The following is a 14,205-nucleotide window of genomic DNA, read 5'->3' as shown; positions in this document are numbered from 1 at the left end:
TCCTCTTTTTCACGGTTACGATCAAGCGGTCAGAAGCCTATTTAAGCGAAAAAGCGAACGCGGCAGTTGTTTAAAAAACTGCCACATTTTCGGGAAGCTTTCTTCCGTCAGCATCAAAAGCTCCCATGCTCTGGTGAACCATTGTTCAGTGCGATTGCTTTCTTTCATCGTCTGATTTATGATTCAATTAGAGCAATTCAAACAGATGAAAAGGAGCCGAGAGGATGAAACATTACGGTGCAATAGAAGCAGGAGGCACAAAGTTTGTTTGTGCAGTCGGAACAGAAAAGGGAGAAATCATAGACAGGCTGACGATCCCGACGGAGACGCCTGAAGAGACCATTGGAAAGCTGACCGATTTCTTCAGCAAGTATCAGCTCACATCAATGGGAGTGGGCTCTTTTGGACCTATATCCGTTGCAAAAAATAAAGAGGATTACGGATACATAACCAATACCCCGAAATTAGCCTGGAAGGGGTACCCGTTTATTCCCGAATTGGAAAAAAGGCTTGGCATTCCGGTTTCGTTTACGACTGATGTAAACGCTGCCGCGCTTGGAGAGCTGACGAAAGGAGAGGCGCAAGGCCTGGAGAGCTGCTTGTATATCACAGTCGGCACAGGAATCGGAGCAGGAGCGATTGTCGGCGGCCGGCTCGTACAGAGCACGCTCCATCCTGAAATGGGTCACCTACTCATTAGACGGCATCCGCAGGATACGTTTGAAGGAATCTGTCCGTATCACAAGGACTGCCTTGAAGGGATGGCATCGGGCCCGGCGCTTGAAAAGCGATGGGGGAAAAAGGGCAAGGATTTGGCTGAAAACGAGGAAGTTTGGGAGCTTGAAGCCGACTATTTAGCACAGGCCCTCATGCAATATATCTTGATTCTGTGCCCTGAAAAAATCATCATGGGCGGCGGTGTCATGAAGCAGCAGCAGCTGTTCCCGCTGATTCGCAAAAAGCTGGCCGAATATTTGAACGGATATGTCGACCTGCCTGATCTTGAAGAATACATCGTGCCGCCGGGCCTTGGCGACGATCAGGGAATCACCGGAGCGCTTGCTTTGGCTCATTCCATCGGTTGAGCAAGTTGTTTTGTAAAATCCACCCAGTGTGAGATAATAAAAGCGGTGCGTTTAAAAGCATCTGAAAAAAAGAAAGGTGGTCGTTCAAAATGGTAAGCAGTTTAAAGGACACTGTGACATTACATAACGGTGTGAAAATGCCATGGTTTGGACTTGGAGTTTTCAAAGTGGAAGAAGGCAGCCAAGTCGTTGAATCTGTAAAAGCAGCCATTAAAAACGGATACCGGAGCATTGACACAGCCGCTATCTATCAAAATGAAGAAGGCGTCGGCAAAGGGATTAAGGAATCAGGCGTTCCCCGCGAAGAGCTTTTCATCACGTCAAAGGTTTGGAACAGTGACCAGGGATATGAAAAAACATTGGCGGCTTTTGATGAAAGCCTTCGAAAACTCGGCCTTGACTACCTTGATTTATATTTGATTCATTGGCCAGGAAAAGACAAATATAAAGATACGTGGCGCGCACTTGAAAAGCTGTACAAAGACGGCAGAGTGAAAGCGATCGGAGTCAGCAATTTCAATGTCCACCATTTGGAAAGCTTATTGGAAGATGCGGAAATTAAACCGATGGTCAATCAGGTTGAATTCCATCCGCGCCTCACTCAGACTGAGCTTAGGGACTACTGCAAGAAGCAAGGCATTCAGGTGGAAGCATGGTCTCCGCTCATGCAGGGAAAACTCCTCGATGATCAGGTGCTGACTGACATCGCTAAAAAATACAACAAATCCGTTGCTCAAGTCATCCTGCGCTGGGATTTGCAAAATGAAGTCGTCACCATTCCGAAGTCCATCAAAGAACACCGCATTATTGAAAATGCCGACATTTTTGATTTTGAATTATCGGCGGAAGATGTCGAAAAAATCAACGCTCTTAATAAAGATGAGCGCGTCGGTCCGGATCCGGACACAATGGTTAACGGATTCGAATAATCATAAAAAAATCCCGGGTTTTTATAAACCCGGGATTTTTCATTTCTCATGAATGGCCAAGCGGCCTTTCGCTTGTTTTCTTTTGCTGCCGTCGAGCCGTCCGCGGCGGTGCTGCTTAATAAAGAATGAGAGAACCAATCCGATTCCCGACAATGCAGCAGCGGTCATAAATGCCAGATTGACGCCGTGAATCATCGCTGTATCCGAAGACGGACCGGCAGGGTCAAGAAGCGCACGCTGTGTCATGATGGTGATGAGAACAGCCGTCCCGATCGATCCTGACATCTGTCTCATTGTATTGTTCATGGCCGTTCCGTGAGGAATCAAATGGCGCGGGAGCTGGTTCAAGCCGGCTGTCGTAACAGGCATGAGCACCATCCCCATGCCGACCATCCGAATCGCATAGACGATAGACAAATATGCAAAAGGCGTCGTCTTTGTCAGATGGGTCAAGAGCAATGTGGTCACGAAGATCGCCGTCAAACCGGTGATGCTCAAAATCCGCGCGCCGATTTTGTCAAAAATTCTTCCGGTAATCGGAGACATCAGCCCCATCACAACAGCTCCCGGAAACAGCATCATTCCCGACTCCATCGCCGTGAAATGGCGCATATCCTGCATATACATCGGCACGATCGTCGCAGCTCCGATCATCGACATAAAGACAACCATCCCGATAATCGTCGCCAAGGTAAACATCGGATATTTAAATACCCTGAACTCCAAAATCGGCTCTTCCAAATGGAGCTGCCTCCAAATGAACCAAAACAGCGCAACGCTGCCGACCGCGAAGCCGGCCAGCACGTCCGCACCCGTCCAGCCGGCAACACCGGCGCTGCTGAAGCCGTACAAAATGCCGCCGAAGCCAAGCGAAGACAGTATGATTGAAGTAACATCCATCTTAGGCGATGTCTGTTCGGTGACATTTTTTAAAATAAAGTGCGCGGCAATCATGTCGATCACGGCGAACGGAAGCAGCAGGTAAAACAATACTTCCCAAGGATAGCGATCGACGATCCAGCCTGACAGGGTCGGTCCGACAGCGGGAGCAAAGGCAATCACAAGCCCGACCATTCCCATTGCTGATCCGCGTTTTTCCTTTGGGAAAATCAATAAAAGCACCGTCTGCATCAATGGCATCATAATGCCGGCGCCAGCCGCCTGCACGACGCGCCCCGCAATCAGCGCCGGAAAGCTGAATGACAAGGCGCAGATCAGCGTGCCGGCCGTAAATAAAGACATTGCCGCCATGAACAGCTTTCTCGTTGTGAATTTTTCAATTAAAAAAGCCGTAACTGGAATCATGATCCCATTCACGAGCATAAAAACGGTCGTCAGCCATTGGGCAAGCCCCGGCGTAATGTTTAAGTCCCTCATAATCGGAGGCAGAGCCGTCGTCAAAAGCGTCTGATTCAAAATGGCGATAAATGTCCCCATAATCAAGACGGCAACAATCGGCAATTGATTTGTCTTGTGCTGTGTTTCACTCATATTAAAACCTTCTTATTTATCATTTTTTATAACACTTTATGAAATAATCGGCACTCGAAATAACTTCTCTTTTCATTTAGGGTAACGAAGGAACTGCAAAACCGCAAGTTCATTTTTAACATTCGGTATATAATACCCAGCTGTCCCTCAATTTAAACAGCCCCTTTAAGCCGGCGAGAATGCCGGTTTAAAGGGGACGGATTATTTTTTGTAAAATCTCAGCAAATCACCGTTAATAATCTTATCGGAAAGGGAAAGTTCTTCATTCGCCTTCTCGATGAGAGGGCCGCATTTGTCCTCTCCATCGTTGATCATGTCCCCGGTTTTTTTGCTGTAGCACGTATTTTTCGTGTAGATATAATCATCTGTAATAAAGCTGCCGTTTCTCAACACAGCGAAAGGCATTCTTTCTTTCGAAAACAGGTCATTGCCGAATTGAATCATGCCTTTTGTATCAATTCCGAGCAAATGGAGCAATGTCGGTTTGACATCAATTTGGCCGCCTGTTTCGGATATCGTTTTCGGGTCTTGATCCGTTACCCCCGGAATGTGGATAATCAGCGGCACCCGCTGCAGCTGAACGGTATCGTAGGGGGTGATTTCGTCTTTGCCCAAAAATTGAGCCAGCGCATCGTTGTGCGCTTCTGATATGCCGTAGTGATCTCCCATGAACACGATCACAGAATTGTCGTAAAGGCCGTTTTTCTTCAGTTTTGCGATGAAATGCTTCAATGCTTCGTCTTCATAGCGTACAGTCGTGACATACCGGTTTAAAATGTCACTCTCTGAATCGTACTCATCGATCAGCTTATCCTCGTCATCAATTTGAAATGGAAAATGATTCGTCAATGTGATCAGGTTGCTGTAAAAGGGCTGCGGCAAGTCTTTCATCAAGTCGGCCGATTGCGTTAAAAACTCCTTATCCTTCAGCCCCCAGCCCGTTGAATTTTCAGGTGTCACATGAAAATGGGAGACGTCATAAAAGCTGTCGATGCCGAGGGCTTTGTACATGACGTCCCTGTTCCAGAATTTTTTATGGTTGGCGTGGAAAACCGATGTTCTGTAATTGTGGTTCGCCAGTGTTTTATACATCGAATTGTACGCATTCTCGCTCTTCGTAAAAAACACCGAACCGCTCAGAGACGGATAGAGCGAATTAGCGACAATGAATTCCGAATCGGACGTTTTCCCCTGTTCGGTCTGCTGATAAAAATGGTCGAAATAATAGCTTTTTTGAATGAACTTGTTCATGAACGGCGTGATTTCCTGGCCGTTCACCTTTTCATTGATGACAAATGTCTGGGTGGATTCAAGCGTTACAAAGATGACGTTTCGTCCTTTGGCAATTCCGAACATATCTTGGTTCGGTTTGCTGTAGTCGGCATTTGTGTAGTTTTCGATCGTTGCCAGGCTGTTTTCATCAGCGACCGCTTTTTGTGTCAAATTAAAGGTCTGTGAAATGCCGTCCAACAGATGAAACTGATACAAGCCGATATTTTTTACAAGCACTTCCCTGTCGTAAGAGTAGCTTAAAAACTTCGGCTGATCCAGCTCCGACAGGGCGAGATTAAACAGCACCGTTCCGGCGGCTGCCGCATAGTAGATCTTAACGGCTTTAGCGGAAAGCTTTTTGCCGGTTCTTTCGCGCGTTTTTGCCAGCCAGACCATGAGAGCCAGGTCCAGGAAAAGCGCGATGAAAACCGGATTGAACAGCTCCTGAAAACTGCTTCCAAGCCCCCCGAGGTTTTTTGCCTGGAACAGGACGGGAATGGTGATGAAATCGATGTAGAAACCATAAAAAATGCTGTTTGCAATCAAGATGCCCGTCAGGACGACATTAGCCCCGATTAAATAGATGCGCTGCGATTTTTCGCGAAAAAAGAGGCTGATGCCGAGTACAGGGATGAGAAAGCTAAGCGGGTTGATAAACAGGATCAGTTCCTGAAGTGCGTTGTCGATTTGTAAATTAAAGCCCAGCTTGTAGATGAAGTACGTCTTCATCCATATGAAAAATATGGATAGGCATAAAAACCACTGCTTTTTAAAAAATTGTTCTTTCATATAAATAGCTCCTCACATATAATCCCCGCAGGTAAAGAACACCAAGATAAAATGACTAAAAAAAGCATCATATAGCAATCGGTCAAACCGTCCCTTTCGTCAGGCGATCAAGTTCGCAATAAAATAGCACGAAACAACGGTGAGCACAGCAAGAACGACTTGTTCCGCCTTCCCGCCGGTTTTAATGTAAAGGGGCAGACGAACCTTAATGGCGGACGGAAAGAAAAGTTTGATGCCGTTTACAGTCCCGGCATCGAGGAGCAGATGGCTTGCCATTCCGGCCATCAATCCGACAAGTATGCTCTGATCTGCAAAATATAAATGTGTCGCGAATGCCGTGATGAGCAAAAAGAGCAGGCTGTGTGTAAACGTCCTGTGCCCGAAGACAGAACTGACCACTGCTGATAAAATCGGAAGCCTTCTGCCTATCTTGCTTTTTGTATGGCATATATCCGGAATCAATGCTCCGATAACGCCCGAGGCTGTCATGAACACCGGATCATATCCGTAAAAATAAGCAGCAGCCGTACAAGAAGCGACCCCTCCCATGATGTGTGTTTTTCCTGTCATATCGCTTCTCCTTTAAGACCTATAACAATTTCCTAATGAAAACTATATCAAGAGTTCTGACGGCCTTCAAGACAGATGGTAACAACTTGTCAGCTGAAAAAAACATTTTCCTAAACAATCGGCGCGTTTACATCTAAAATATGGCGTTTTCAGATAAAAAACACATTCCAAGGTTCTGCATAATTTAAATTTGATAAGCCAAATTAAAATTGTACCACATTTTTAAAGAGGTGATTCATTTGGGTATTTTCTTCAATAAAGATAGAGGAAATAAGGAAAAGGACCAAAACGCCGTTCGGGGGGCGCTTGAAGACGCAGGACAAGCGCTGAAAGGAGACCCTCTGCAAGAGGCGGTCAACAAAAAGAAAAATAACCGATAAATGACAGATGGAGAGAGCCCGTCTTCCATTCTTCAGAAGGCTGCCAAAAAAGGCGGCCTTTTGGCGCGGCTGTCCGTTTTTTCCATCACTTCCCTTTGACAGATCAAAATTTCTCTGGTAACCTCTTTTCAGAATATGTGATAAATCCTCACTCTTAACTCTTAGTGAGGTAGAGGTTGCGCGGATGATGAGTCGCATGTGTGAGGCTGATGGGGCCGATGATCATATGCAAAAGGCATCAGCGCCGAAGCATAAGGAAGCCATTCATTCTTTATGCTGGGTCTGCATTGAATAAGTGCAGGACTGCCGCGGGTATTCCCGCGGAGGGCTATCCGGAGATCAAGAGTGTATGTTTAACCAAAGCATGGACTTTTGTTCATGCTTTTTTTATTTTGAATGATCTCACGGTCTGGTCCGGCATATTTTTTATAAAATGCTCGGAGGTTATATCTTATGGAACAGACAAAAAAATGGGGCTTCTGGCTTCTTACGGCTTTTGTTGTCGGCAATATGGTCGGCTCAGGGATTTTTATGCTCCCCAGCACACTCGCCCAGACGGCTAGCCCGCTCGGCGTAACGGCGGCATGGCTGGTGACGGGTGCGGGGGTGCTGATGATCGCCCTTGTATTCGGCCATTTATCCATTCGCCGCCCGGATCTCAAAGCAGGTCCGCAAAGCTATGCAAGAGCTTTATTCTCAGACCCTAAAAAAGGGAATGCGGCAGGTTTTACAATGGTATGGGGGTATTGGGTGGCTAGCTGGATCAGCAACGTGGCCATCATTACAAGCCTTGCAGGCTATTTGACGACTTTCTTGCCGATCTTAACCGACGGACGCGAGCTGGTTGAATTCGGCGGACACCCCGTTACACTTGGCCAGCTCTTGACATTCATCGTGTGTACGATTTTGTTATGGGGGACGCATTTTATCCTAGTCTCCAGCATAAATGGAGCGGGCAAGCTGAACTTTTTGGCGACTTTTTCCAAAGTGCTTGGGTTTGTCCTGTTTATTGTTGCAGGTTTGTTCGTTTTTCAAACGGCATTATTCGAATCATTTTATTTTCCAATCGAATCAGAAGGCAAAAGCATAGGGCTGGGCGGACAGGTTCACAATGCGGCGATTTCAACGCTGTGGGCGTTTGTCGGCATCGAGTCTGCGGTAATCTTATCAGGGCGCGCATCATCCCAGCGTGATGTCAAACGCGCGACCATTACCGGCCTGTTAATTGCGCTCGGCATTTATATGATCATCACTTTAATTACGATGGGCGTCATCCCGCACGATCAGCTCCAGGCATCAGATAAACCGTTCGTTGATGTGCTGCACGTGATTATCGGCAGCTTCGGCAGCGTGATTATGGCGGTCTTGGCAATCGTTTCTTTGTTCGGATCGATGCTCGGCTGGATTTTAATCGGCGCAGAGGTTCCGTATCAGGCGGCAAAAGCCGGTGATTTTCCTGCTTTCTTTGCGAAAACGAATAAAAAGGGAAGTCCGGTCAATTCATTGATCGTCACAAACGTGATGTCGCAGATCTTTATTTTCTCAACGATTTCGGGAACGATCAGCGAAGCCTTTACGTTTTTAACAACGTCGGCGACGCTCGCTTACCTTGTCCCTTATCTCATAGCGGCTCTTTTCAGCTTGAAGCTCATCCTCAAAGGGGAGACATACGGCGAGCTGAAAGGTTCAAGAACAGGAGACGGCATCATTGCCTTGGCCGCTCTTGCGTACTCTTTATGGGTCATCGTTTCAGGCACGTCTGACTTGACCACCTTTATCTTGGGAATCGGGCTGTTTTTCGTCGGTCTTGCGATCTACCCGTTCGTCTACAAAAAGTTCAAAAATAATCAAGTGTGATAAAGCTCTTTGCCAGCCGGGTCTTTTAGCGGAAGATCGGCTGGCTTTTTGATTCCTGCCGAAAATTTTGATTAAAATTTTTGCTTAGGCCTGTTATACTAAACATGAAAATGATAATCGTTATCGGTTAAAAAGATCGAAAGGAATGGCATCGAGTGAGCTCTTACAAAAACATACATCATATCAACGGCGCGGATGGCACTGATGAAGAACAGAGACCGATCAGCCGTCCGCTCGGAGCTGTATTTGTCCTGGCCGGCGGAATCATGCTGCTGCTTTTTGGCGCCGCATTATCGATTGCGCTCGGTGCGGCTGATATAAAGCTTGGAACGGTTTGGGACGCCATTTTTCATTTTGACGCGAAAAATACGGCCCATCAAATTATTCAGGAACTCAGACTGCCAAGGACGGTAAGTGCGGCTCTTGTGGGCGCCTGCCTGGCGGTTTCCGGAGCCGTGATGCAGGGGATGACGCGAAATCCTCTTGCGTCGCCGGAAATTATGAGCGTCACGCACGGGTCAGCTTTCGCAATTGCTGTTGCGTTTGCTTTTTTTCCAGGAACCTCATCGATCGGGCTGATGATCTGGTCATTTGCCGGTGCCGCTCTTGGAGCGGGGCTTGTTTTTGGAATCGGAATGTTTTCAAAAGGCGGTCTTACGCCTGTAAAGCTGGCTTTGGCCGGTACGGCTGTCGGCACGTTCCTGAGCGCTCTTTCTACGAGCATCGCGATCCACTTTGATGTGGCGCGCGACGTCAGTTTTTGGTATGCCGGAGGTGTCGCCGGCACGAAATGGCTCAGCATTCAGTTGTTGATTCCGGCGGCAGCGCTCGGTTTGGCGGTCGTTTTTGTCATCGCCCGTTCCATCACGGTTCTAAGCCTGGGTGAGGAGCTGGCGAAAGGGCTCGGTCAATATACGAAGACGGTAAAAGCGATCGGCATCGTGTCCGTTGTTCTGCTGACGGGTGCCACTGTATCCGTTGCCGGTGCGATCGGTTTTATCGGATTGATCATTCCGCATATTACCCGCTTTCTGGTCGGGGTTGATTACCGCTGGATCATTCCATGCTCAGCTGTGCTTGGCGCTGTTCTTCTGATCTATGCGGATATTGCGGCAAGGCTGGTCAACCCGCCGTTTGAAACACCTGTCGGAGCAGTAACTGCGCTTGTCGGCGTACCATTCTTTCTCTATCTGGCCCGCAGGGAAAGGAGTGGACTGTAATGCTCAAGAAAAACAACAGACGGGCGGGTGCGGTGATGCTCGTCATGGCCGTGCTGACGGCCGCCGTGTTTTTATTAAGCATGAACATGGGAGAAATCCGCATCGACCCGCTTGCTACATTGAGAACACTGTTCGGCTTTGGAACGCCGCAGGATGAACTTGTATTATTTGAATTCCGTCTGCCGCGCATGATCCTCGCCATGCTGATCGGTGCAGGGGTTGCTGTCTCCGGAGCCGTCTGGCAGGGGATATCCCGGAATGACCTGGCCGATCCGGGGATATTGGGCATCAATACGGGAGCGGGTTTTGCCGTTGTGCTGTTCATCTTCTATTTTCAGGGAGACGTTGGCAACCTGCAAAAAGGATTCGTTTTTTCCCTGCCGATATTCGCATTTTTGGGAGCCTGCTTTGCAGTCGTTTCCATCTATTTGCTGGCGTGGAAAAAAGGCTTGAATCCCATTCGCCTCGTTTTGGTCGGCATCGGAGTGAATGCGGCGTTTTCGGCGGCCATCTTAATGCTGCAGCTTAAAATGGACCCAAATGACTTTATGCAGGCGGCTGTTTGGCTGTCAGGGAATATATGGAGTTCGAACTGGAGCTTTGTCTCGGCCGTGCTGCCCTGGATTGTCGTGCTGATTCCTTTTATCCTCTATAAAGCGCGCTATTTAAACGTGCTGAATCTCGGTGATCAGCTCGCAACAGGGCTCGGAACGGCAGTTGAAAAAGAGCGGCGCACACTGCTTCTGTCGGCAGCCGCGCTGAGCGGCGCGTGTGTAGCGGCTGGAGGAAACATTACGTTTCTCGGTCTCGTGGCTCCGCATATTGCCAGAAGACTTGTCGGGCCGAAGCATCAGCTTTTAATCCCGGCTTCCGCGTTGACCGGAGCATTGCTCTTTTTGCTGGCGGACTTAATTGGAAGAATGATACTGGCGCCTTCGGAAATTCCCGTAGGGCTTGTCATTGCCGCTTTAGGCGCACCGTATTTTATCTATTTGCTTATGAAAACAAATTAAAGAAGGGAAGGGTGCAACGTGTCTCTTTCAACAAACAACCTGGGGATCGGCTACGGCGAACAGATGATTGTCGAAAACTTAAACCTCCACATACCAAAAGGAAAAGTGACGACCATGATCGGTCCGAACGGGTGCGGCAAATCAACCATATTAAAAACGATGGCGCGCATACAGCGTTCGCGAACGGGCGCCGTTTATTTAAACGGCAAAGCGATCCACCAAATGTCGACGAAGGATGTAGCCAAACAGATGGCGATTCTTCCGCAGACGCCTGAGGCGCCAGGCGGTTTGACCGTATATGAGCTCGTTTCTTACGGCCGTTTTCCTCATCAAAAGGGAATGGGCAGGCTTTCGGCCGATGACCGCCGCATGGTTGAATGGTCTCTCCAAGTGACAGGAATGTTGCCTTTTTATGACCGGCCGATCGAAGCCCTTTCTGGAGGACAGCGCCAGCGCGTCTGGATTGCGATGGCCCTTGCCCAAGAAACGGAGCTCTTGCTCCTTGACGAACCGACAACCTATTTGGACTTGGCGCACCAGCTTGAAATTCTGCAACTGCTGGAAAAGCTCAATCAAGAAGAAGGCCGAACGATTTTGATGGTCATTCACGACCTCAACCATGCCGCCCGCTTCGCTCATCATATGGTGGCGCTGAACCGCGGTGCGATTGTCAAAGAGGGCGCCCCTCATGAAGTCATGACATCAGAAGTATTAAAAAAGGTGTTTCAGATTGATGCTGAAATTATATTAGACCCGCGCACAGGAAAACCGGTGTGCCTGACTTACGATCTATTGAAAAAAGAAGAGGATCAGAGGCTGGCAACCGGATGACAAAATCCCAATAACAAAAGACCTTTTTGGGATTTTGTCAACAATCTGGACAGACATCGGACAGATGTCTGTTTTTTTATTCCATGATTTCGTAAAGTAAAAAATCATTTCTAAAAAAGTTTATTTTTACTTTAAAATCAGAAAATGTGTGCCGATATAGATATAATAGATGGTAAGATGAGGATATAAAATACATGATATAGACAGAAAGGAAAGAAGGATTTTGGAAAATGCGACAATTTTGATTGTGGACGACGAAGACGCCATTGTTCAAATGGTCAAGCGCGTCCTCACGAAGGAAGGATTTTCAGAAGTTCTGACCGCAAGCAGCGCAGAAGAAGCGCTCGACATCGTGAAAAAGGACACCGTGCACTTAATACTTCTCGATGTCATGATGCCGGGACAGACAGGATTTGATGTATCTCCTGAAATCAGGCGGCACACCAACGCTCCGATCTTCTTCTTGACGGCGAAAACATCCGATCTCGATAAACTGTCGGGTTTTGCCTACGGGGCTGATGATTATATTACAAAACCTTTTAATCCTCTGGAATTAATCGCCAGGATTAAAGCCCATTTAAAAAGAACGTATATACATAAAGAAGTTGCAGCTGCTTCAGTATCTTCAGCCTACGAATATGAACGCTTTATATTTCATCCCGACTTTGCGGAGCTGATCGTGGACGGCGAAACGGTCAGCTGCTCGGCGCAGCTGCTCCAGCTCCTGCAATATTTTTGCGATCATCCGAACAGGGTGCTTTCCAAGGATCAAATTTATGAAAAAGTGTGGGGCGTTCCATCTTATGGAGACAGCAACACCGTCATGGTACATATCAGAAAGCTGAGGGAGAAAATCGAAAAAGACCCGAGCAGCCCCGAATATATCGTCACGATTCGCGGCCTTGGATATAAGTTCGTTCCCAATCCTGCACGAAAAGAGAGCGAAGGATGAAGCTCAGAGGAAAGCTCGTTCTCCACTTTGTCAGTCAGATTTTTTTGATTCTCGGTCTTGTTCTCGCGACCTTGCTGTTATCCTTCATTTTTTTCGCTCTCCGATTAAGCGAGAGCGAAGCGGATACAGGCTTGGCAAAAGCCACTTCAGACACGTTTGAAAGCTGGGTCAGCGTGGATGACAATAACAATTGGCAGATCGAAGATATCTTGAAATCGGCTATCGACAAACAGGGAGGCTGGCTTCAAATATTAGACGGCAAGGAGAAAACCGTTTATTCCTACCGTCTTCCTGCGGAAATTCAGAGGCAGTACCACAGGGAAGACCTGGTATCCGTTTTTGATAAAAAAAGAATTAAAAAATATCAAGTCAACTTCTGGTCTGCCAATTTCAATGGTGAAGACTACGTGATTTTATTCGGATGGGAGTCGAAAAGCGATACGATCCTGTCCTATTTGGAAAAAGAAGAGAAGGATATGGCAGACCTTTCTTCCTATAAAAAAAGCACGCTTGATTTCATTAAGAAAAACAAAGGGTCCGTCTATTTGTTCAGCGAAAAAGGGAAAATGCTGGACTCGATCTACCAGGACATAGATTACAGCCAGGGAATCAATGAGCTGGAGCTTTTAAAATACGGATCAAAGCCATGGAACTACGAGCACGAGTTTTCATACAGGCGATTAAGCGCGACAGAATGGCTGATCGCCGCTACGCCGAACCCGATTTTTAATCCGGATCATGAGTTCAACAGGACGATGATCGGGCTCGCTTTAAAAATCGTTCTCATCGTGATCGGCGTTCTGATCTTATTGATGTCTTCTATGACCATTTGGTATTCTTTCAGATTCGGCATGCCGATCATCCATACGATTAAATGGATCGTCAACCTTTCAAAAGGGCGATTTGAAGAACCGAGAAACCGGAAAGGCCGCCCGCGAAGCCGGAACAAAAAAGGGAAGCGAAAACAGCCGTACCGGCTGTTCACAGAAGTGTTTGAATCGATGGAGCAGCTGACGGAAACGCTGAAAAAAGACGAGCAAAACCGCAAGAAAATCCAAACGACCCGGGAGGAATGGATCGCAGGGCTCTCCCATGACTTAAAAACGCCGCTCAGCACGATTTACGGCTACAGCATGATGCTGGAGTCTCCAAACTATGAGTGGTCAAAAGAGGAAATCCGCGAAATCGGCCAGGCGATGAAAGAAAAGTCGGACTACATGTCACAGCTAATCGAAGACTTGAACTTGACGTACAGGCTGAAAAACGACGCTTTGCCGATTAAACGCCAGACAGTGAGGCTCGTGCCGTTTTTAAAGAGCTTCGTTGAGGAGTTTAAGCGCCATTCATTTTCAGAAGGGTACAACGTGTCTTTTGAATACAAGCAAGTAGATACCGAGTTTGCGATAGACAGGGGCTGGTTCCGAAGAGTCTTGGAAAACCTCCTCGCCAACGCCGTCAAGCATAACAAAAAAGGCACTGACATCAAGGTGATCCTTGAAGAATCCAAGCAATATATTATTCTTAAAATTCAAGACAACGGAAGAGGCATGGACTCTGAAACCGTCTCAAATTTATTCAACCGCTACTACAGGGGAACGCATACAAAAGATGCGACAGAAGGAAGCGGTCTCGGCCTTGCTATTTCTTTGGAACTTGTCCACCTGCACGACGGCTGCATCGCAGTTGACAGCCGGACAGGCCGAGGGACGGAAATTACGATGGAATTTAAGAAAAACCCTAAAGCCGCCAAATAAGCGGTATGAAAAAGAAGAAGCCAAAGGTTATTGCCTTTAGGCTTCTTTTATGTTGAGAAAAT

At 47.4% G+C, this 14,205-nt stretch carries 12 protein-coding genes and 1 riboswitch; of the genes, 9 read left to right on the top strand and 3 right to left on the bottom strand.

The window, feature by feature from the left end:
- Positions 1–224 precede the first annotated feature (224 nt).
- On the top strand, positions 225–1,085 hold the full coding sequence (locus tag H7F26_RS02105) for an ROK family protein (protein ID WP_003185197.1): 861 nt from the start codon (positions 225–227) through the stop codon (positions 1,083–1,085).
- 89 nt (positions 1,086–1,174) lie between these two features.
- The gene (locus H7F26_RS02100; RefSeq protein WP_003185195.1) at positions 1,175–2,014 is read left to right on the top strand and encodes an aldo/keto reductase; all 840 of its coding nucleotides are present in this window, start codon (positions 1,175–1,177) and stop codon (positions 2,012–2,014) included.
- A 39-nt stretch (positions 2,015–2,053) separates the two neighbouring features.
- Here the strand turns inward: H7F26_RS02100 and H7F26_RS02095 are convergent, their stop codons facing one another.
- The 3 genes from H7F26_RS02095 to H7F26_RS02085 all read right to left on the bottom strand — a co-directional run bounded on the left by H7F26_RS02095 (position 2,054) and on the right by H7F26_RS02085 (position 6,136).
- A complete protein-coding gene (locus H7F26_RS02095) occupies positions 2,054–3,505 on the bottom strand; it encodes an MDR family MFS transporter (RefSeq protein ID WP_003185189.1) in 1,452 nt (483 codons plus the stop codon).
- Positions 3,506–3,706: 201 nt separating this feature from the next.
- A complete protein-coding gene (locus H7F26_RS02090) occupies positions 3,707–5,566 on the bottom strand; it encodes an LTA synthase family protein (RefSeq protein ID WP_003185188.1) in 1,860 nt (619 codons plus the stop codon).
- Positions 5,567–5,665: 99 nt separating this feature from the next.
- Complete coding sequence (locus H7F26_RS02085) at positions 5,666–6,136, bottom strand: metal-dependent hydrolase (protein ID WP_016885750.1); 471 nt, start codon at positions 6,134–6,136, stop codon at positions 5,666–5,668.
- Between the two features lie 239 nt (positions 6,137–6,375).
- Between H7F26_RS02085 and sspJ the strand changes: the two genes are divergently transcribed.
- From sspJ to H7F26_RS02050, 7 genes are all read left to right on the top strand, one after another.
- Positions 6,376–6,516 (top strand): small acid-soluble spore protein SspJ, encoded by a 141-nt coding sequence (sspJ, locus tag H7F26_RS02080; protein WP_003185183.1) that lies wholly within the window; start codon positions 6,376–6,378, stop codon positions 6,514–6,516.
- A 162-nt stretch (positions 6,517–6,678) separates the two neighbouring features.
- Positions 6,679–6,855, top strand: a riboswitch (Lysine riboswitch).
- Positions 6,856–6,969: 114 nt separating this feature from the next.
- Complete coding sequence (locus H7F26_RS02075) at positions 6,970–8,373, top strand: amino acid permease (RefSeq protein WP_003185182.1); 1,404 nt, start codon at positions 6,970–6,972, stop codon at positions 8,371–8,373.
- 155 nt (positions 8,374–8,528) lie between these two features.
- The gene (locus H7F26_RS02070) at positions 8,529–9,593 is read left to right on the top strand and encodes a FecCD family ABC transporter permease (RefSeq protein WP_009329573.1); all 1,065 of its coding nucleotides are present in this window, start codon (positions 8,529–8,531) and stop codon (positions 9,591–9,593) included.
- Positions 9,593–10,606 (top strand): FecCD family ABC transporter permease, encoded by a 1,014-nt coding sequence (locus H7F26_RS02065; protein ID WP_003185178.1) that lies wholly within the window; start codon positions 9,593–9,595, stop codon positions 10,604–10,606. The genes H7F26_RS02070 and H7F26_RS02065 overlap by 1 nt, the downstream gene beginning before the upstream one ends.
- 63 nt (positions 10,607–10,669) lie before the next feature.
- Positions 10,670–11,437, top strand: a complete 768-nt coding sequence (locus tag H7F26_RS02060; protein WP_044051841.1) for an ABC transporter ATP-binding protein — start codon at positions 10,670–10,672, stop codon at positions 11,435–11,437.
- Between the two features lie 223 nt (positions 11,438–11,660).
- Positions 11,661–12,389, top strand: a complete 729-nt coding sequence (locus H7F26_RS02055) for a response regulator transcription factor (RefSeq protein ID WP_003185174.1) — start codon at positions 11,661–11,663, stop codon at positions 12,387–12,389.
- Positions 12,386–14,143: a sensor histidine kinase gene (locus tag H7F26_RS02050; RefSeq protein WP_003185173.1), complete on the top strand. Its 1,758-nt coding sequence runs from the start codon at positions 12,386–12,388 to the stop codon at positions 14,141–14,143. Before H7F26_RS02055 ends, H7F26_RS02050 begins: the two co-directional genes overlap by 4 nt.
- Positions 14,144–14,205 lie beyond the last annotated feature (62 nt).

This window comes from Bacillus sp. PAMC28748, assembly GCF_014250415.1.
Taxonomy (GTDB): Bacteria; Bacillota; Bacilli; order Bacillales; family Bacillaceae; genus Bacillus; species Bacillus licheniformis.
The sequence above is the reverse complement of the archived record's forward strand: the minus strand, read 5'-3'. Positions and strand labels throughout refer to the sequence as shown.